The sequence below is a fragment of the Brevibacterium sp. S22 genome, from assembly GCF_004745485.1.
Lineage (GTDB): Bacteria > Actinomycetota > Actinomycetes > Actinomycetales > Brevibacteriaceae > Brevibacterium.
The window spans coordinates 248,838-268,189 of sequence record NZ_RHFG01000003.1 but is presented as its reverse complement, the minus strand read 5'-3'; the positions used below and the strand labels follow the sequence as shown (position 1 = coordinate 268,189).

The following is a 19,352-nucleotide window of genomic DNA, read 5'->3' as shown; positions in this document are numbered from 1 at the left end:
TGCCGACCCGGGCTCACTTCACAAAATTGATGGTGAGCGGGATTCTGTATCCCTCGCCCTTGTTCGCGGCGATGGCCGCGATGACGTAGAGGATGAGGTAGGCGAGCGGGACGATGAATGCCGCATAGATGAGCAGCATGCCGATCCCGAAGGTCACCAGCGCCAGGAGGAAACCGAGGATGCCGAAGACGAAGAAAGACCCTGTCGTGATGATCGTGTTCGTGATCAGCGCATTGAGTCCCTGGCGGGAGTGCTCCCGGACGAAGGGGGACTCGTCCTTCTTCACGAGGAACATGATGAGCGGCATGAAGCCGAAGATGATCGCGCCGAGGTGGGTCCACAGTGCCGTGGTCCGGTCCGATTCGTGGGCCATCCAGAACTGTTCGGAGCCCGGGCCGTAGGCCTGCTCGGGCAGTGTGCGGGAGTCGAACATCGCCGGGTTGTGCATCTGCGGCATCCCATAACGGGGTTGACCGCCGTAACCGGGCTGTCCGCCGTAACCGGGCTGGCCACCATAGCCAGGCTGGCCACCAAAGCCCGGCTGGCCACCATAGCCAGGCTGGCCACCGTAGCTCTGCGGCTGAGAATACTGCTGGTTCTGCGGAGCGTAGGGCTGCTGCGGTCCCGACGCCTGAGTGTAGTTCGGGGGCATCGGACGGCTGCCGGGCTGTTCGGGGTTGAACGACATGGGGATCCTTTCGACACACGCTTGCCATTCACACTAGCGGAGCGACCAGCGCCGAGGATGTCGGGAAAGCCTCACTCCTGTGACAGTTTCGGCACATGACGCAGCCGCAGCCTCCGAAGGCCGAACCGCGCCCGCAGGTGGAACCGCGCCCGCGGCCCGGATCACACCGGCAGCCGTTTGGCACTTCGTCGGCAGGACTCGCTCAGCCGACGGTGACGAAATCGATGAGCTCCTCGACCCGCCCCGACAGCGTCGGCTCGACATCGGCGATGGTGCTGACCTTCCCGAGGATCCGCACCCACCCGCGAGCGACATCCCGGTGGTCGGCGTGCGGCCATCCGATGCGGCGCAGAATACCCGTCTTCCAGTCCTCGCCTCGGGGAACGACCGGCCATTCGCGAATTCCGACGACGTGGGGCTTCACCGCCTGCCAGATGTCCACGTAGGGGTGACCGATGATGTGGACGACGTCGCGATAGCGCGGATCGGCGCGGACCGCCTCGGCGATCTTCGATTCCTTCGTCCCGTTCACCAGATGGTCGGCGAGGACACCCACCCGATGGTCACTGTCCGGGCCGAAGGCCTCCAGTTTGTCGGCGACATCGTCGAGTCCGCCCAGGGGTTCGACGACGACGCCTTCGATGCGCAGATCATCGCCCCAGATCTTCTCGACGAGTTCGGCATCGTGCTTGCCCTCGACCCAGATCCGCGACCCGCGTGCCACCCGAGCCTTCGCGCCGGCCACGGCCCGGGAGCCCGAAGCCGTCCGTCCGGGCTCTCGCGCCTTCTTCTGCGGCAGCTGCACATCGACCGGCTGTCCCTCGAGGAGGAAACCCGGGCCCAGAGGGAAGGCGCGCACCTTGCCGACACGGTCCTCGAGCTTGACGACGACTCCGGCCGTGGTCTTCTCCGCGCCGACGACAGCGCCGACGTATCCGCTCATGGCGTCCTCGAGCACCATGCCGAGACCGAGCTCGACCCGGCGGGACTTCTTCGGACGGTGCGACGACGGCGAGGAGCCGGAGAGCACATCGGGGCCATAGCGATCAAAAGCATTCACAGGTCTCCACCCTAATCAAGGACAGTCCCGCATGCGTACCGACCCGCAGGTCACCCCAGAAATGAATTCCGGGAACGAGAGGCGTAGAATTGGCACTCAGACTCGAGGAGTGCCAAACGCAGGCGCAGAGCAGCGATCAGCCCGGCGAGACGGAGAGGAGACCCGCGATGAACGACAGCAGACGAGCACAGGTGCTGCGCGCCATCGTCGAGGACTTCGTCGCCACCAACGAACCCGTGGGTTCGAAGGCGATCGTGCAGCGCCATACGCTCGGTGTGTCGCCGGCGACGATCCGCAACGATATGGCCCAGCTCGAACAAGAGGGCTATATCGCCCAACCCCACACCTCGGCCGGCCGGATCCCCACGGACCTGGGCTACCGGATGTTCGTCGATCGCATCGACGAGTTCAAACCGCTGACCACCGCCGAACGGCGTGCGATCCTGCAGCTCATCGACGGTGACGTCGACCTCGACGAGATGCTCGACCGCACCGTCCGCGTCCTGTCCGGACTCACCCGCCAGGTCGCGCTCATCCAGTACCCGATGGTCTCGCGTGCCCGCATCAAACATATCGAGATCGTCGGCCTCGGACCCGGCCGGATCCTCGTCGTCCTCATCACCGACACCGGGCAGGTCGAACAGAAGACCGTGATCACTGCGAGCCCGGCCGACGAAGACGCCGTCCGCGGAGTGCGGGACCAGATCAACACCGAATTCGCCGGGCGCACACTCGCCCAGGTCTTCGGTGCAGGACCCACCGTCGAGGCGGCGGCCCCCGAGCCGAGTGAGCCGGCTGCTCGCGACGACTCCGGACTCAATCTGGTCCGGGCCGCCGTCGTCGACCTCGTCGCCGCGACCCGAGAAGAACGCATCATCATGGCGGGCACCGCGAACCTCGCCCGCTCCGGAAGCGAATTCGGAGAGAAGATGGCTCCGATCCTCGAAGCCTTCGAGGAACAGGTGGTCCTGCTCAGACTGCTCACCTCGATGGCCGAAGACCACGAAGAGATCAGCGTGCGCATCGGGCGTGAGAATACTCACGAATCGTTCAGTTCGACTTCCGTCGTCGCCGCCGAATATGGTCATGACGCGGGTTCCTCGGCCAGACTGGCCGTGCTCGGCCCGACCCGAATGGACTATCCGACGACGATCTCGGCAGTCCGGGCCGTCGCAAAGTACGTGTCCTCGATCCTCGACCGAGGGTAGGGCCCCGCAGTGACGACGACCAGGGGCGCCCGCAACCGGGCAGCACGACATCGGTGAGCACCGCGCAGCAGCGCGGCCGCTGCCACCATGAACAGAGAAGACCACTACGTCAGGGAGAGAGAAGTTTCTGTGGCCGATCACTATGAAACACTCGGAGTGTCCAAAGATGCTTCCGCGGCTGAGATCAAGTCGTCGTACCGGAAGCTGGCACGCAAGTACCACCCGGACGTCAATCCCGGTCACGAAGACGAATTCAAAGCCATCTCACTGGCCTACGATGTGCTCTCCGACCCGGATAAGCGCCGCAACTACGATATGGGCGGCGGCGAGAACGGTCAGGGCTTCCCCGCCGGCGGCGGCGCTGGCTTCGGCGGCTTCGGCGACATCTTCGAAACCTTCTTCGGCGGTGGCAGCGGGCAGGCCGGCGGACCGATCCCGCGCACACAGCGGGGCAAGGACGCTCTCGTCGGCGTCAACATCGACCTGAAGACCGCGGCCTTCGGCGGCACTGTCGATCTCGATGTGACCACTGCAGTCGTCTGCGACACCTGTTCGGGTGCCGGCACTCAGGCGGGCACCAAGATCGAGACCTGCTCCCTGTGCCACGGTGCCGGCAGCGTTCAGCGCATGACCCGGACCCTGCTGGGGCAGATGGTCACGAACCAGACCTGCAACTCCTGCCACGGGTTCGGCACCGTCATTCCGAACCCCTGCCTCAACTGCCAGGGTGACGGACGTGTGCGCAAGCAGCGGACCATGAAGATCCGCATCCCCGCCGGCGTCTCCGACGGCACCCGCATCCAGCTGTCCAGCCAGGGCGAGGTCGGCCCCGGCGGCGGACCCGCCGGCGACCTCTTCGTCGAGGTCATGGTCACCCGCCACGAGGTCTTCCAGCGCGACGGCGACAACCTCCGTGCCGCCGTCTCGGTGCCGATGACCGCAGCGGCCTTGGGCGCGACCATTCCGTTCGAGACCTTCGACGGCGCCCAGGACCTCACCATCGCCGCTGGCACCCAGTCCGGCACCGTCGTCAAACTCTCCGGACTCGGCGCCGCCCGCCTGCGGTCTGAGACCCGCGGCGATCTGCTCATCACCGTCGATGTCCTCACCCCGGACAAACTCGACGACGAACAGCGCGAACTGTTCGAGAAGCTCGCCCAGCTGCGTGGAGAAGAGACCCCGCGCGCACAGATATCGACCGAGAATCGGGGAGTGTTCTCCCGCATGCGTGAGAGGTTCGCCGGTCGGTGAGTCGTCCCGTCTTCCGTTCCGATACGGCCGCCGAGGCGGCCGTCGGGTCAGCCCTCACCCTCGGTGAGGATGTGGCCGGGCACGCGGTGCGGGTGCGTCGGATCGGTCCCGGCGAGGAGATCGACATCGTCGACGGCGCAGGCATACGGGCCCGCGGAACCGTCAGCGCAGCCTCGGCGAATGAGGTGACGATCGAGGTCACCGCGGTGACGAACGAGGACAGCTCGGGCCCGCACCTCGTGCTCGTCCAAGCCCTGGCGAAGGGCGACCGAGACCTGCAGGCCATCGAAACGGCCACGGAGATCGGCGTCGACGAGGTCATTCCCTGGGCCGCGGAACGTTCGATCGCAGATTGGCCGGCGAAGAAACGGGAGAAGCTGGCCGCAAAATGGGAGAACCTCCTGGGCACGGCCTCCCTGCAGGCCCGACGCTCACGGTTCCCGGTCCTCCACGACCTCGTCCGCGGATCCTCCCTGGCCACGGCCCTCGACGACACCGATGCCGTCTTCGTCCTCCACGAGACCGCTCGGCTCAGACTCTCCGACGCCCTGGCTGACCTGACCGCAGCCGAATCCGGACAGCTGCCGGCGCGCATCGTCTTCGTCGTCGGACCCGAAGGAGGCATCAGCGACGGAGAGCTCGAGGCCCTGACCGCGCGCGGAGCGAAGCCGGTGCTGCTCGGACCGACGATCCTGCGCTCATCGTCGGCCGGAGCGGCCGGGCTCGTCCTGGCCCAGAATTCATTGGGCCGTTGGTGAGGCATCGGACTAGGATGGAAGCACACTCTGGCGCTGCCGGTGACGGTGCGCCCACTCGCAAAGGAACATTCTGGACATCACCCCACCCAACCCGAACCCCATGAACCCCACCGAACCGGACACCGCCGCACAGAATGGCGGTGCCGCACCGAGTGACGCTGTGACGTCTCAACCCGACTCCGTGCGCCTCGTCATCCCCGACTCCATCGACCTCGTCGCCTTCTTCGGCCCCGGAGAATCGAACCTGCGCGCTCTGGAGCAGACCTTCGACGACCTCGACATCCACGTCCGTGCCAATCAGGTCCAGGTCACCGGCGACCCGAAGCGCGTCGAAGCGTTCGTCAGCGTCATCGGGGAACTCAAGAAGCTCTACACCGCCGGTCATCGCATCAATGAAGAGACGATCGACCGGGTCGCGACATTCTCCTCCGAAGGGGCGGCCGCCTCGACGGTGCTGGGTACGAACATCCTCTCCACCAGGGGCAAGTCGATCCGCCCGAAGACGATGGGTCAGCACGACTATGTCAAGGCCATCCGCAACCACACGATCACCTTCGGCATCGGTCCGGCCGGAACCGGCAAGACTTACCTGGCGATGGCCATGGCCGTCAATGCCCTCCAGCACAAAGAGGTCTCGAGGATCATCCTCACCCGGCCCGCCGTCGAAGCGGGGGAGTCCCTGGGGTATCTGCCGGGCACCCTCAACGACAAGATCGACCCGTATGTGCGCCCGCTCTACGATGCGCTGCACGACATGGTCGACCCCGAGTCGATCCCGCTGCTCATCGAGACCGGCACGATCGAGGTCGCTCCCTTGGCCTATATGCGCGGTCGGACCCTCAACGACGCCTTCATCATCCTCGACGAGGCCCAGAACACGACGGCCGAGCAGATGAAGATGTTCCTCACCCGCCTCGGCTTCGGCTCCCGCATGGTCGTCACCGGCGACATCTCCCAGATCGACCTGCCGGGCAAGACCCGCAGCGGGCTCAAGGTCGTCCGCGACATCCTCGACGGAATCGATGATCTGCAGTTCTGCGAACTGGGCAGCAAGGATGTCGTCCGGCATTCGCTGGTGACGAAGATCGTCGATGCCTACGACCTGTGGGGGAATGCCGAATGAACACCGAGATCCTCAACGAGACCGACGCCGAGGTGGACCTCGACGAGGTCGTGGCGCTGAGCGAATACCTCGGCGAAGCTCTGCACATGCACCCGGGCGCGGAACTGGCAGTGACGATGGTCGACTCGGCGGCAATGTCCGAACTCCACGTCACCTGGATGGATCTCGAAGGCCCGACCGATGTCATGTCCTTTCCCATGGATCAGCTCCACCGCGGCGATCCGGACAATCCGACCGAAGGCCAGATGGGCGATATCATCATCTGCCCCGATGTGGCCGAAGCCCAGGCTCGGGCCGCCGGCCATTCGACGATGGATGAGATCCTGCTGCTCACCGTCCACGGTTTCCTCCACCTGCTCGGCTACGACCACGGTGAGCCCGAAGAGCGGGAAGAGATGTTCGCTCTCCAGCGGCACCTGCTGCTGACGTTCTTCGCGGCCCGCTATGACGGTCGCACCGACATTCCCACCCCCACCGAGGTCTGACCGTGTTCGCGTACTTCCTCGGTGCGGCCCTGTGCCTCATCATCGCCGCCACACTCTCTGCCGTGGATGCGGCCCTGCTCAACGTCTCCCACCACGCGGTCGAAGAGGCGAAGGAGGAAGGCAGACGCGCGGCAGTGCGCGTGGAGAAGATCCTTGCGGACCTGCCGACGAACATCAACGTCATCATCTTCGTCCGCAACTTCCTCGAAGCACTCGCCACGGTGTTCATCGCCCTGGCCTACGACTCCTACTACTCCGTGGGCCCGCTCATGGTGTTCCTCACGGTCGTCACCGCCTCGGTGGCAGTCTTCATCATCGCCGGAGTCTCCCCGCGCACGATCGGCAAGCGCCGGTCCCTGGCCGTGAGCCTCAACCTCAGCTGGGTCGTGCGCATCGTCCTCGTCGCGCTCAAACCGCTGACCCGCATCCTCGTCGTGCTCGGCAACCTGCTCACACCGGACAAGGTCTACAAGGACGGTCCGTTTGTCACCTCCGAGCAGCTGCGCGACCTCGTCGAGCGTGCCAGCGAATCCGACATCATCGAAGACGGCGAACGCGAGATGATCCAGTCGGTGTTCAATCTCTCGGACACCTCGGCGAACGAGGTCATGGTGCCGCGCACCGACCTCATCACCGTCGACGCCGAGGTGAGCCTGCAGAAGACGATGAACCTGTTCTTCCGCTCCGGCTTCTCCCGCATCCCCGTCTGCGGGGAGGACCTCGACGACGTCCGCGGAGTCGCCTACCTCAAGGACGTCGCCCGCCGCCTCCACCTCCACCCCGAGGAAGCCGACCGACCTGTGGGCAACTTCGCCCGCACCGTACTATTCGTCCCGGAGACGAAACCCGCCGATGACCTGCTGCGGCAGATGCAGGTCGACTCGACCCATCTGGCGATCCTCATCGACGAATACGGCGGCACCGCGGGACTCGTGACCATCGAGGACATCGTCGAAGAGATCGTCGGTGAGATCGAAGACGAATACGACAACGGCGATGACGAACTCGTCGCCGCCGAAGACGGATCGTTCGTCATCAGCACCCGTATGTCGATCTCCGATTTCGCCGATTACTTCGACGTGCGCATCGACGAAGACGATGTCAACAGCGTCGGCGGTCTGCTCTCGAAGCTCATCGACCGGGTGCCCATCGACGGCTCGCATGCGAGCATCGAAGGACTCAACATCGAAGCGATGGAGGGCCAGGGTCGTCGCCACCGGATCACCCATGTGCGGGTCACCCGCACCCACGAAGACAGCAGAGACGACGACGCTCGGGCCGCCGCAGCCGATGGTTCAGCGACGATGGAAGAGGACTGAGATGGAATTTCGCACGGACTACCCTGATGACTACCGGGCCGGATTCGCCTGCTTCGTGGGACGGCCCAATACGGGCAAATCGACGCTGACGAACGCACTGGTGGGGGAGAAGGTCGCGATCACCTCCGCCAAGCCTCAGACGACCCGGCACACGATCCGTGGAATCGTGCACAAGGACGACCACCAGCTCATCCTCATCGACACCCCGGGCCTGCACAAGCCGCGCACCCTGCTCGGATCCCGGCTCAACGACCTCGTGGCGACCACGCTGGGTGAGGTCGACGTCATCGGCTTCTGCCTGCCCGCCGACGAGCCGATCGGCCCAGGAGACCGCTATATCGCCTCCCAGTTGGCGCTGTTGGACGGTCGGACCCCGATCGTCGCGCTCGTGACGAAGGTCGACCGGGTGCCCAAGGACAAGGTCGCCGAGGCGCTTCTGGCCGTCGGCGAACTCGCCGATTTCGCCGATGTCGTCCCCGTCTCCGCAGTCGAGGACTTCCAGGTCGACACCGTCGATTCGGTGCTTGCGGCCCATCTGCCGACATCTCCTCCGCTCTACCCCGACGGCGACCTCACGGACGAGCCGGAGGAGAAGATGATCGCCGAGCTCGTCCGCGAAGCGGCACTCGAAGGTGTGCGTGACGAACTGCCGCATTCCCTGGCCGTGCAGGTCGAAGAGATGTACCCGCGTGAGGGCCGCAGCGAGGACAAGCCGCTGTGGAATGTCCACGTCAACCTCTACGTCGAACGACCCAGTCAGAAGGCCATCATCATCGGCAAGGGCGGCGGCCGACTCAAAGCCATCGGTTCGGAATCCCGTCAGGGCATCGAACGGCTACTCGGCACGAAGGTCTACCTCGACCTGCACGTCAAGGTGGCCAAGGACTGGCAGCGCGATCCCAAGCAGCTCGGCCGGCTCGGTTTCGACTTCAACAACTGACCGTCCGGGCTGTGTGACGGGCACCACCTCACGCTGGCCGAGTTGAAACGGGCGCTCAAGCCTGCCTTAGACTAGGCCGAGTGAATGCCGAGCAGACTCTGGTCGCACTGAGCGACCGTTCCCCACAGGTTGCCCCCGAAGAGCTCATCGCAGGTCTCGTGCCGCCCCCGCAATTCGAAGACGTGTCCTTCGACAGCTACCGCACCGACCCTGCCGAACCCTCACAGGAAGAGGCACGGAACAAGCTGCGGGAGTTCACCGAACGCTCGACGGGCAAGGGATTCTTCGGCAGGCTGTTCTCGAAGGGTGAGTCCGGCACCAAGGGCGTCTACCTCGACGGCGGCTACGGGGTCGGCAAGACCCACCTGCTGGCGTCGGCCTGGCACGCGAATGAGAAGCCGGCCACCTTCGGCACCTTCGTCGAATACACAAACCTCGTGGGAGCCCTGGGCTTCGCCCGGGCCCGCGACGACCTGTCGACGATGAAGCTCGTCTGCGTCGACGAATTCGAACTCGACGATCCGGGCGACACCGTACTCATGTCTCGGCTGATGCGTGAGCTCACCGACGCCGGAGTGAAGATCATCGCGACCTCGAACACTCTGCCGGGGTCCCTGGGGGAGGGACGCTTCGCTGCTCAGGACTTCCTGCGCGAGATCCAGGCACTGGCCGAACAGTTCGAGGTCTACCGCATCGACGGCAAGGACTACCGGGCCCGGGAGCTCACCGCTCCGGCGGATCCGCTGCCGGAATCCGAACTCGATGCGGCCACGGGCCGGCTCGAGGGAGTCATCGCCCGGGATGATTTCTCGGAGCTGCTGGGCCACCTGTCCACCGTCCACCCCTCACGCTACGGACGGATGGTCGACGGCCTCGACGCCGCCGTGTGGGAGAACGTGCGCACGATCGACAACGAGAGCGTGGCTCTGCGCTTCGTCGCCCTCGTCGACCGGCTCTACGACCGCAATGTGCACATCATCAATTCCGGTGCCGCCCTCGACAAGGTCTTCACCGAAGAGTCATTGGCCGGCGGGTACAGGAAGAAGTACATGCGCTGCCTCTCGCGCCTGACCGCGCTGTCGTCCTGAACCAGGCTGCGAGACCCGCACAGGACCAGAACACCACAGGCACCCACCGGATCCCGCCGACGGAGATCGTCCCGCCCGCCGCACCTCCTCTCGAGGTGCGGCGGGCGTCGTCATCTCAGCTCAGGCCGAGCAGATCGAAGATGCGCAGGTCAGGGACCCAATCGGGCAGACCGGCGAGTCGGAGTGACAGCCATACGACAGCACCGACGAAGGCCGCCGTCACCGCACCGACCGTCCATCGCACCCACAGCCGCTGCGCCATGATCCAATGCGTCCAGCGTTCGACGTTCACCCGTACGAAGTGCAGCAGGCGCTGAGCCCAGCGGAACTCGCTGGAGATGACGAACAGACCGATGATGACGATGAGCCAGCCGGGGCCGGGCAGCGGAACGAGAACGAGGCCGATGAGCACGATGAGCGTGCCGAGCCCGCCGACGATGCTGCGGTAGATGCGCGCCGTATGCGGATTGGCCAGCACCGTGCGACGCCAGCGGAGGAAGCCCAGACGCAGCTTGCGCCACGGTCGGGGACCTTGCCGGTGGTGACGTGACAACCAGCCTTTGGGGCGGGTCTGCGGGCTCTCTGCATTCACCCAACCACTATAAGATGGTGACCCTGAAAGCTTGATCGAAGGGTGTGACCACGATCACCCGATCATGATTTTGCGTATGCCGCCACCTGCGTATAGAGTTATATCTCGTTGCCAGGGAAACCGGGCAGCGAGAAATGCGGATGTGGCTCAGTTGGTAGAGCATCACCTTGCCAAGGTGAGGGTCGCGGGTTCGAGTCCCGTCATCCGCTCGGAGGCGTCATGGCACTGCCTTGGCGGTGGCGTGGCCGAGAGGCGAGGCAGCGGCCTGCAAAGCCGTATACACGGGTTCGAATCCCGTCGCCACCTCGGAAGGTCAGCAGAAATGCTGATCGACCAGCGCGATTGGCGCAGCGGTAGCGCGCTTCCTTCACACGGAAGAGGTCACTGGTTCGATCCCAGTATCGCGCACAGGGACTTTCGGGTTCCGGTGCAACAAATGAATAGAGCGCGATTGGCGCAGCGGTAGCGCGCTTCCCTGACACGGAAGAGGTCACTGGTTCGATCCCAGTATCGCGCACAGAAGGAGCCCCGAGTCATCGACTCGGGGCTTCGTGCATTCATCTTAGGCGGCCATGTTGCAGGTTTGTCACGCGGTCGGCATGCGGTATCACACTGGTTTGCTAGTACGCTAGGTGCTGTACAGAACGACGATGACTTCGGAGCACCTATGTCTACGCCTCAGAACCCGTACGGATCGGGTGACGGTTCGCCCGACAACCCCAACGGGCAGAACCCGAACAACCAGCCGCCGAGTGCCCCCGACTACGGCAACGATCCGAACTCGGGCCAGCAGCCTCCCCAGTACGGCTCGCAGCCGAACTACGGCCAGGGAGGCAACGATGGTGCTCAGGGCCAGCAGCCCCCGCAGTACGGCTCCCAGCCGAACTACGGCCAGCCGAACGACCAGAACCAGTATGGTTCGCAGCCGAACTACGGTGCTCCGAACGATCCGTACGGCCAGAACCACTACGGTGACAATCAGGGCCAGTACGGTGCTCCGAACGATCCCTATGGGCAGAATCCCTACGACGCCAATGCGCAGGGATACGATGCCAATCAGTACGGGCAGCAGCCGGCTTACGCAGGTGCGGACGGTTCCTCGGATCAGTTCATCCCGGCCAATCCGAACGCCGCCTACGGTCAGTACCCGTCCGGCAGCGGCGGCAACACATCGAAGAACATCTGGGGCATCCTCGCCCTCATCGGCGGCATCGTCGGTATTCTCGGTGCCTTCGTCTTCGGCGGCGGCGCACTCTTCGGCATCGCCGCGGTGATCTTCGGCTTCGTCGGTCTCTCCGCAGTCAAGAAGGGCCTCGCCAACAACAAGGGCCTCAACATCACCGGCATCATCCTCGGCATCGTGTCCGTGGTCATCTCGATCGTCGTGATCGTCGCGACCATCATGTTCGGTGCGTTCATCTTCAAGGCCGCAGACGAAGCAGCCAGCTCCTCTGCTTCACCCGGCTCGAGCCAGGGCGCCGGTCAGGACCCGAGCCAGGGATCGAACGGCGGAGACGCCGCACCCGCTCAGGCCGGCGAGGTCGAGATCGGCGACGATGTCACCGCGATGATCAATGTCGCCCCGGGCACCGCATCGTCGTCCGCCTCCGGTGCGGAATCGACGAATGGTGAGATCGCCGTCGTGACGATGACCGTGAAGAACGACTCGAGTGCCGACGTGAAGATGACTCTCACGGACCTCGCCGCCACCGACGGAGGCGGCAAGGAATACCAGGACGTCATCGACGGCACGGACTACAAGGGTGTGCTGTCCTTCACAGATCCCGTGCCTGCCGGCGGCGAAATGACCTATAAGCTCGCCTACGGCGTCCCCAAAGCCGAAATCGATGACATGCACCTCAAGCTCGAGCTCATCGAGGATCTCGGCAAGGGCAAGGACTTCGAATTCTACAAGCAGTGACGGTCTGAACGCCGAGGTGAGCGGGCCCACGCGGGCCTGACACCGCGGACGCAGAGTTCAGCAGTCTCGGTATGGGTGGCAGTCTCTTCGACTGCCACCCAACTGATTTGTCACGGCCGAATTGGTACTAGAATCTGAGGATGGACAGCCCACCGGACGGGCTGCCCGAATGAACACATGACGAACGGAGAAGATCAGTGGCAGACAGCATCGACTGCGCGGGCGAAAGCATCCCTTGGAAAGAGGGGCTGACCGGAACGGAGATCTTCTCCTCCGACCGCACGGTCGTTGCGATGTGGCTCGACGGCGAACCCGCCGACCTCAGCCGCGAACTGCAGCCAGGTGAGCGGATCGCACCGATCACCATCGACTCCGACGCCGGACTCGATATCCTGCGCCACTCCACCGGCCACGTCACCGCTCAGGCCGTCCAGGAGCTCTTCCCCGGCACCAAGCTCGGCATCGGGCCCTACATCACCGACGGCTACTACTTCGACTTCGACGTCGCCGAACCCTTCACTCCCGACGACCTCAAGGCGATTCAGAAGAAGGCCGCCCAGATCGTCAAGTCCGGTCAGACCTTCAACCGCGTCGTCGTCACCGAGGACGAGGCCCGCGCACGCATGGCGGACGAGCCGTACAAGCTCGAACTCATCGATGACAAGGGCAAGGGCGCCGACGAAGAGACCTCCGTGGAGGTCGGCGGCGGTGAACTCACCGTCTACGAAAACGTCGACCGCAGAGGTGAAGTCGTGTGGCAGGACCTGTGCCGCGGCCCCCACCTGCCCAACACGAAGCTCATCGGCAACGGCTTCGCCATCACCCGGTCCTCGGCCGCCTACTGGCGCGGCGACCAGGCGAATGCCAGCCTGCAGCGCGTCTACGGCACCGCCTGGGCGAGCAAGGACGACCTCAAGGCCTACCAGGACCGCATCGCCGAGGCCGAACGCCGCGACCACCGCAGGCTCGGTGCCGAAATGGATCTGTTCTCCTTCCCCGAAGAGCTCGGCTCCGGTCTGCCCGTCTTCCACCCCAAGGGCGGAGTGATCAAGCGGGAGATGGAGGACTACGTCCGCGCCCGCCACATCGAAGAGGGCTTCGAGTATGTCGGAACCCCGCACATCTCGAAGGAGACCCTCTACTTCACCTCGGGCCACCTTCCCTACTACGGCGAGAACATGTTCCCCTCGATCGCAGTCGACGAGGTTCGCAGCGAAGAGACCGGCGAGATCGTCAAGGAGGGCACCCCGTACCGGCTCAAGGCCATGAACTGCCCGATGCACAACCTCATCTACCGGTCCCGCGGCCGCTCCTATCGCGACCTGCCGCTGCGCCTGTTCGAGTTCGGCACCGTCTACCGCGACGAGGCCTCCGGGGTCGTCCACGGCCTCACTCGCGTCCGCGCCCTGACCCAGGACGATTCGCACTCCTACGTCGCGCAGGAAGACGCCGCCGCGGAGATCCGTCACCTGCTGAACTTCGTACTCAGCCTGCTCCGCGACTTCGGTCTCGACGACTTCTACCTCGAGCTCTCCACCCGCGACGAGGACGGGAAGAAGGCCGATAAGTTCATCGGCTCCGACGAACAGTGGGCCGAAGCCACCAGCGTGCTCGAGGTGGTCGCCGCCGAGACCGGGCTCGAACTCGTCCCCGATCCGGGCGGCGCGGCCTTCTACGGCCCGAAGATCTCCGTCCAGGCCCGCGACGCCATCGGCCGCACCTGGCAGATGTCGACGGTCCAGCTCGACTTCAACCAGCCCGAGCGCTTCGGACTCGAGTATGTGGCCGCCGACGGCTCCCGCAGGCAGCCGGTGATGATCCACTCCGCGAAGTTCGGCTCCATCGAACGGTTCCTCGGCGTGCTCACCGAGCACTACGCCGGTGCCTTCCCCGTGTGGCTGGCACCCGTGCAGGTGACCGGCATCCCTGTGGCCGAAGAGTTCAACGACTACCTCGCCGAGGTGGCCGACCAGCTGCGTCGGGCCGGAGTCCGTGTCGAGATCGACGACAGCGACGACCGGTTCCCGAAGAAGATCCGCAACGCGTCGAAGTCGAAGGTGCCCTTCACCCTCATCGCCGGGGGAGAGGACCGCGACGCCGGTGCCGTGTCCTTCCGCTTCCGAGGCGGCGAACAGGAGAACGGAGTCCCCGTCGCCGAGGCGGTGCGACGAATCCTCGACGCGATCGAGTCCAAGGCCCAGGTATGAGCGGAGGCGACGAGGACCGGTCCGCATCGGAGCACCCAGGCGACCGCCTCGGTGAGGAGATTCCCCACCCCGAGGCGGCCGCCGGGTTCCCCGGCGAACCGGACGGATTCCAACGCCTGTGGACACCGCACCGGATGGTCTACATCGACGGTCAGGACAAACCGAAGGACGATCGAGCCGACGAGTGCCCGTTCTGCACGGCACCGGCGAAGACCGACGAGGACGGCCTCATCGTCGCGCGCGGCCAGCACGTCTTCGCGGTGCTCAACCTCTATCCGTACAACCCCGGCCACCTGCTCATCTGCCCCTACCGTCATGTCGCGGACTACACGGACCTGACTCAAGAGGAGACCGTCGAACTCGCCGAATTCACCCAGCAGGCCATGCGCGTCATCCGGGCCGTATCCGGACCCCACGGATTCAACCTGGGCATGAACCAGGGACCGGTCGCCGGAGCCGGAATCGCCGCTCATCTGCACCAGCACGTCGTCCCGCGCTGGGGCGGAGACGCGAACTTCCTGCCCGTGATCGCCCAGACGAAGGCCCTGCCGCAAGTGCACGCCGATGTGCAGGCACGCCTGTCAAAGGAATGGAACCGATGAACCCTGAAGACCTCGGCTCTCTTGCCGAGTACTCCTCGCCAGTGCTGCGCGGCGCCGACACCGTCCTCACGATCCGGCGACCCGACCTGGAGACCAACAGCTACCTCGCACAGCTGTTCTCACTGTCAGAGGACACCTCCCGGCGGCTGACCCATTCATGGTCGGATTCGAGCCCGCAGTGCGGTTCGAGCTGGTCGGGCTACCTGAGCGCGGAGAAGAAGGCCGCCCCGCAGCTCTTCGTCGGCGACAGCCTCGAGACGGCACACCAGATCACGGACAACCACCTCGGAGTCGCCGAATTCGTCCTCGACGACTCCCGGCCACGGGCTCTCTACGTCGCTCGGGTCCCCGAGCCCGGCCGGTACGGGATCGACGAGTCCGTACCGGAGCTCGAAGAGGCACCACGTCGGATCACCTCGGCGTCCTACCTGGCCAACGGGTTAGGCTATACGAACGACCGTCCGGCCCGCGCCTTCCTCGTGGACCTCGCCGAACCCGGTCTCGGCACGGTCGGTCTTCGCGGAGCCTCCGAAGTGCCGCTGTCGACTCTGCTCTCCACCCCGGAGAGCGATGTCCACGACCCGCAGTTCTCCCCGAACGGCACACGGGTGTCCGTGATCTCGGCAGTCCACCCCGACCGGGGGCAGCCCGATCTGCGCTCCACGGTCTGGCTGCTCGAAGGTGAGGACCCGACCCCGCTCGAGCTGCCCTCCATGGACGTCGGTGTCCACCGATGGCTCGACGAGGACACCGTGCTGCTGCTGGGCAATGCTCTGGTGCGAGATGAACTCGACTTCGTCGGGCAGATGCCCGGACTCTTCATCCACGACCTGACTACCGGCTCCACGAGGCGGCTGACCGACCCTGAGACCGTGGCCGCGGCACCGATCCCGCCGCGTACCGACGGGGGAGCGGTCATCGCCGCCGTCGATGCCGACGGAGCCACTCGGATCGTCCGCATCGACCTCGACGCCGCAGAAGTCGGCTTCGACGAGCTCGAGTTCCTCACCGACGAGACCACCGTCGTCAACGGCTTCGACCTCGACGACGATTCGCTCGTCTTCACCGGAGCGAGCCCGGGGTCACCGGCTGTGCTCGGCCGCATCACCCTCGGCGACCGCGGGGACTCCGGGACCGCCTCGGCGCGGGCCGGTGCCGTGATCGTCAAGGAACATCCGGCACCGGCGAACTCCGTCCTGCCTCAGGTGCTGCGTGTGCCCGGCGAATCCGGGACGATCACCGGCTGGCTGGCCAAACCGCACGGCGACGGACCGTTCCCCGTCATCCTCAACATCCACGGCGGTCCCTTCGCCCAATACACGCACTCCTGGTTCGACGAGACCCAGGTGCTCACCTCCGCAGGATACGCCGTCGTGTTCTCGAACCCACGCGGCTCCGGCGGACGCACCCGCAGCTGGGGGACCGCCGTCCAAGGCGATATGGCGGCGCCGGCGATGGCCGATGTGCTGGCCGTCCTCGACCATGCCCTCGAAACTGATCCCACCCTCGATCGCAGCCGCCTGGGCATCCAGGGCGGATCTTACGGGGGATATCTCAGCGCCATGACGATCGCCGCGGACCAGCGCTTCCGCGCAGCAATCGTCGAGCGCGGCTACCTCGACCCCGACAGCTTCGTCGGAACCTCGGACATCGGCCGCTTCTTCACCGAGGAGTACACGAGCCGCAGCCGTGAGGCGATCATGGCCCAATCACCCCTGGCCCATGCCCCACAGGTCGGCACACCGACCCTGGTGATGCACTCGGAACGCGATCTGCGCTGCCCGTTGGAACAGGCCCAGCAGTACTATGCGGCCCTGCAGCGAGCCGGAGTCGACACTGAGATGCTCATCTTCCCCGGCGAGAACCACGAACTCTCCCGGGCCGGGCAGCCGCGCCACCGCAGGCAGCGTTTCGAAGCCATCCTCGACTGGTGGGATCGGCATCTGAACACGCAGCCCGACGGCGAGCGACATCGCCTGGACGCGGCTGACCCGAGCGTCGCCGCTGCGCGCGACTGCGCGTCATGAACGTCGAGTTGGTCGGGAACGCGCAGACCCGATATCGTTCTCTGGACCGCTGTCGCGCTCTTGCCGAAATCCCCCAGCATCATTATTCTGCAAAGACTTGCCTCCCCTCGCCGCCGACCACTGGAGAAACATGAAACCTCGTAAAGCCTCAAGGGTCGTTTTACTCAATGAGCGCGACGAGGTTCTTCTGATCCGGGCCCAAGATCTGCTGAATCCCAGTCACCAATGGTGGATGACCTGCGGCGGCGGTTCCGAACTCGGCGAATCGGCTGCGCAGACGGCGGCCCGGGAGTTGGCCGAGGAGACCGGAATCGAATGCGAACCGCACGAACTCATCGGACCCCTGGCCACTCGTGACGAGGTCTTCGAGTTCACGGAGAAGTCGCTGCGCCAGGTTGAAACGTATTTCGCGTTCCGCACCGCTGAGGACATCGAACTCGAAGACGCGGTCTGGACGGACATCGAGAAGCGCAGCCTGCTCGAATTCCGTTGGTGGACCCGCGAGGACCTTCTGGCCACGACGGAGACGATCTATCCGAAGAATCTGCTCGGCCTCATCGACCTGGCCACCGCCGGATCCGTTCCCGAAGTGCCGCTGGTCATCGACTGAGAACGCATCTGCGGTCCGATGCGGCCCTGCACAGATCTCCGAACGGATGTCTGCACGAGTCTCGTCGGTGACCGTATAGACTTGAGAGGCTGTAACTACAGGAAGGAACACCAGTGGCAGGTCATTCCAAATGGGCAACGACTAAACACAAGAAAGCGGCCATCGATGCCAAGCGCGGCAAGCTCTTCGCCAAGCTGATCAAGAACATCGAGGTTGCCGCTCGCAACGGTGGACCCGACCCCGACGGCAACCCGACTCTCTTCGATGCGATCCAGAAGGCGAAGAAGAACTCCGTTCCGGCCGACAACATCACCCGTGCGGTCAAGCGCGGCGGTGGCCTCGACGGCGCCGGAGTCAACTACGAGACGATCATGTACGAAGGCTATGCCGACGGCGGCGTGGCGCTGCTCATCGAATGTCTCACCGACAACCGCAACCGTGCCGCCTCCGAGGTGCGCGTGGCCGTGACCCGCAACGGCGGAAGCATGGCCGATCCCGGTTCTGTGACCTACAACTTCAACCGCAAGGGCGTCATCATCGTCAACGCTGAAGACACCGACGAAGAGGCCATCCTGCTGGCGACCATGGACGCCGGTGCCGAAGAGGTCAAGGACGAAGGCGAGAAGTTCGAGATCATCTGCGAGGCCACCGATCTCGTGGACGTGCGCACTGCCCTCGTCGACGCAGGAATCGACTACGACTCGGCCGAGGCCTCCTTCGTGCCCGAACTCGAAGTCAGCCTCGACGCAGAGACCGCGCAGAAGGTCTTCACCCTCATCGACGCACTCGAAGACTGCGACGACGTGCAGAACGTGTATTCGAACGCTGACGTCAGCGATGAGGTCCTCGCCGAACTCGATGCCTGATGCGCATCCTCGGCGTTGATCCCGGACTGACCCGGTGCGGGCTCGGTGTCATCGACACCCTGCCCGCACGGAAGGCGACGATGGTCGCCGTCGACGTCCTGCGGACCCCCTCAGCCGACTCCGTCGACCTGCGTCTCGGATCAATCGCCGAGGCGTTCGACAGCTGGTTGGACACATACCGTCCCGATGTCGTGGCCATCGAACGCGTCTTCGCCCGCAACGACGTCTCCACGATCATGGGCACCGCCCAGGTTTCGGGACTGACCATGGGCCTGGCGGCCCGCCGGGGACTGCCCGTGGCCATGCACACGCCGTCCGAGGTCAAAGCCGCGATCACCGGCTCCGGCCGTGCGGACAAGAAGCAGGTCACTTCGATGGTGACGCGGATCCTCGGTCTCGGCGCGCCGCCGAAGCCCGCCGATGCCGCCGATGCCCTGGCGATCGCGATCTGCCATTCGTGGCGCGGGGCGCTCTCGGCCCAATCGACGCCGGGAATGAACAAGGACCTCACCGAACGCAAGGCCGGCGGCCGGCAGGGCAGCGGACTGACGAAGGCCCAACAGCAGTGGGCCGAGGCCATGCGGCGCGCCAAATGAGCATGGGGGAG

The 19,352-nt window shown here is 65.0% G+C and carries 18 protein-coding genes and 4 tRNA genes; 19 read left to right on the top strand and 3 right to left on the bottom strand.

Annotated elements, in window-relative coordinates:
- Positions 1 to 13 precede the first annotated feature (13 nt).
- Positions 14 to 688 carry a DUF4870 domain-containing protein gene (locus EB835_RS05290; RefSeq protein WP_135808421.1) on the bottom strand — a complete coding sequence of 225 codons (675 nt, stop codon included), beginning with the start codon at positions 686 to 688 and terminating at the stop codon, positions 14 to 16.
- A gap of 202 nt (positions 689 to 890) precedes the next feature.
- Complete coding sequence (locus EB835_RS05285; RefSeq protein WP_205749867.1) at positions 891 to 1,748, bottom strand: DUF3097 family protein; 858 nt, start codon at positions 1,746 to 1,748, stop codon at positions 891 to 893.
- Between the two features lie 167 nt (positions 1,749 to 1,915).
- Between EB835_RS05285 and hrcA the strand changes: the two genes are divergently transcribed.
- The 8 genes from hrcA (at position 1,916) to zapE (ending at position 9,920) form a co-directional block, all read left to right on the top strand.
- Positions 1,916 to 2,956 carry a heat-inducible transcriptional repressor HrcA gene (gene hrcA / locus EB835_RS05280; protein WP_135808420.1) on the top strand — a complete coding sequence of 347 codons (1,041 nt, stop codon included), beginning with the start codon at positions 1,916 to 1,918 and terminating at the stop codon, positions 2,954 to 2,956.
- Between the two features lie 129 nt (positions 2,957 to 3,085).
- On the top strand, positions 3,086 to 4,207 hold the full coding sequence (dnaJ, locus tag EB835_RS05275; protein WP_135808419.1) for a molecular chaperone DnaJ: 1,122 nt from the start codon (positions 3,086 to 3,088) through the stop codon (positions 4,205 to 4,207).
- Positions 4,204 to 4,965 carry a 16S rRNA (uracil(1498)-N(3))-methyltransferase gene (locus EB835_RS05270; protein ID WP_135808418.1) on the top strand — a complete coding sequence of 254 codons (762 nt, stop codon included), beginning with the start codon at positions 4,204 to 4,206 and terminating at the stop codon, positions 4,963 to 4,965. The genes dnaJ and EB835_RS05270 overlap by 4 nt, the downstream gene beginning before the upstream one ends.
- Before the next feature lie 100 nt (positions 4,966 to 5,065).
- The gene (locus EB835_RS05265; RefSeq protein WP_135808417.1) at positions 5,066 to 6,088 is read left to right on the top strand and encodes a PhoH family protein; all 1,023 of its coding nucleotides are present in this window, start codon (positions 5,066 to 5,068) and stop codon (positions 6,086 to 6,088) included.
- The gene (gene ybeY / locus EB835_RS05260; RefSeq protein ID WP_135808416.1) at positions 6,085 to 6,573 is read left to right on the top strand and encodes an rRNA maturation RNase YbeY; all 489 of its coding nucleotides are present in this window, start codon (positions 6,085 to 6,087) and stop codon (positions 6,571 to 6,573) included. Before EB835_RS05265 ends, ybeY begins: the two co-directional genes overlap by 4 nt.
- A gap of 2 nt (positions 6,574 to 6,575) precedes the next feature.
- Positions 6,576 to 7,892, top strand: coding sequence for a hemolysin family protein (locus EB835_RS05255; protein WP_135808415.1), 1,317 nt, complete (start codon positions 6,576 to 6,578; stop codon positions 7,890 to 7,892).
- A gap of 1 nt (position 7,893) precedes the next feature.
- On the top strand, positions 7,894 to 8,832 hold the full coding sequence (gene era, locus EB835_RS05250) for a GTPase Era (protein WP_135808414.1): 939 nt from the start codon (positions 7,894 to 7,896) through the stop codon (positions 8,830 to 8,832).
- Positions 8,833 to 8,912: 80 nt separating this feature from the next.
- Positions 8,913 to 9,920, top strand: a complete 1,008-nt coding sequence (gene zapE, locus EB835_RS05245) for a cell division protein ZapE (RefSeq protein ID WP_135808413.1) — start codon at positions 8,913 to 8,915, stop codon at positions 9,918 to 9,920.
- A 115-nt stretch (positions 9,921 to 10,035) separates the two neighbouring features.
- On the opposite strand, the gene EB835_RS05240 is transcribed toward zapE, so the two are convergent.
- Positions 10,036 to 10,512 (bottom strand): PGPGW domain-containing protein, encoded by a 477-nt coding sequence (locus tag EB835_RS05240; protein ID WP_240688558.1) that lies wholly within the window; start codon positions 10,510 to 10,512, stop codon positions 10,036 to 10,038.
- A 136-nt stretch (positions 10,513 to 10,648) separates the two neighbouring features.
- Here EB835_RS05240 and EB835_RS05235 point away from each other — a divergent pair.
- The 11 genes from EB835_RS05235 to ruvC all read left to right on the top strand — a co-directional run bounded on the left by EB835_RS05235 (position 10,649) and on the right by ruvC (position 19,341).
- Positions 10,649 to 10,721 (top strand) — tRNA-Gly (locus EB835_RS05235).
- Positions 10,722 to 10,747: 26 nt separating this feature from the next.
- Positions 10,748 to 10,818, top strand: a tRNA-Cys gene (locus EB835_RS05230).
- A gap of 30 nt (positions 10,819 to 10,848) precedes the next feature.
- A tRNA-Val gene (locus EB835_RS05225) sits at positions 10,849 to 10,920 on the top strand.
- 37 nt (positions 10,921 to 10,957) lie between these two features.
- Positions 10,958 to 11,029: transfer RNA gene (locus tag EB835_RS05220), tRNA-Val, on the top strand.
- A 150-nt stretch (positions 11,030 to 11,179) separates the two neighbouring features.
- Positions 11,180 to 12,433 (top strand): DUF4190 domain-containing protein, encoded by a 1,254-nt coding sequence (locus tag EB835_RS05215; RefSeq protein WP_135808412.1) that lies wholly within the window; start codon positions 11,180 to 11,182, stop codon positions 12,431 to 12,433.
- 197 nt (positions 12,434 to 12,630) lie between these two features.
- Positions 12,631 to 14,640 carry a threonine--tRNA ligase gene (thrS, locus tag EB835_RS05210; RefSeq protein ID WP_135808411.1) on the top strand — a complete coding sequence of 670 codons (2,010 nt, stop codon included), beginning with the start codon at positions 12,631 to 12,633 and terminating at the stop codon, positions 14,638 to 14,640.
- Entirely contained in the window at positions 14,637 to 15,242 is a 606-nt protein-coding gene (locus EB835_RS05205; RefSeq protein WP_135808410.1) for an HIT family protein, read from the top strand. The genes thrS and EB835_RS05205 overlap by 4 nt, the downstream gene beginning before the upstream one ends.
- Positions 15,239 to 17,269 carry an alpha/beta hydrolase family protein gene (locus EB835_RS05200; protein WP_135808409.1) on the top strand — a complete coding sequence of 677 codons (2,031 nt, stop codon included), beginning with the start codon at positions 15,239 to 15,241 and terminating at the stop codon, positions 17,267 to 17,269. The genes EB835_RS05205 and EB835_RS05200 overlap by 4 nt, the downstream gene beginning before the upstream one ends.
- A gap of 130 nt (positions 17,270 to 17,399) precedes the next feature.
- The gene (locus EB835_RS05195) at positions 17,400 to 17,879 is read left to right on the top strand and encodes an NUDIX hydrolase (protein WP_135808408.1); all 480 of its coding nucleotides are present in this window, start codon (positions 17,400 to 17,402) and stop codon (positions 17,877 to 17,879) included.
- A 113-nt stretch (positions 17,880 to 17,992) separates the two neighbouring features.
- Positions 17,993 to 18,745: a YebC/PmpR family DNA-binding transcriptional regulator gene (locus tag EB835_RS05190; RefSeq protein ID WP_135808407.1), complete on the top strand. Its 753-nt coding sequence runs from the start codon at positions 17,993 to 17,995 to the stop codon at positions 18,743 to 18,745.
- A complete protein-coding gene (gene ruvC / locus EB835_RS05185; protein ID WP_135808406.1) occupies positions 18,745 to 19,341 on the top strand; it encodes a crossover junction endodeoxyribonuclease RuvC in 597 nt (198 codons plus the stop codon). Before EB835_RS05190 ends, ruvC begins: the two co-directional genes overlap by 1 nt.
- Positions 19,342 to 19,352 lie beyond the last annotated feature (11 nt).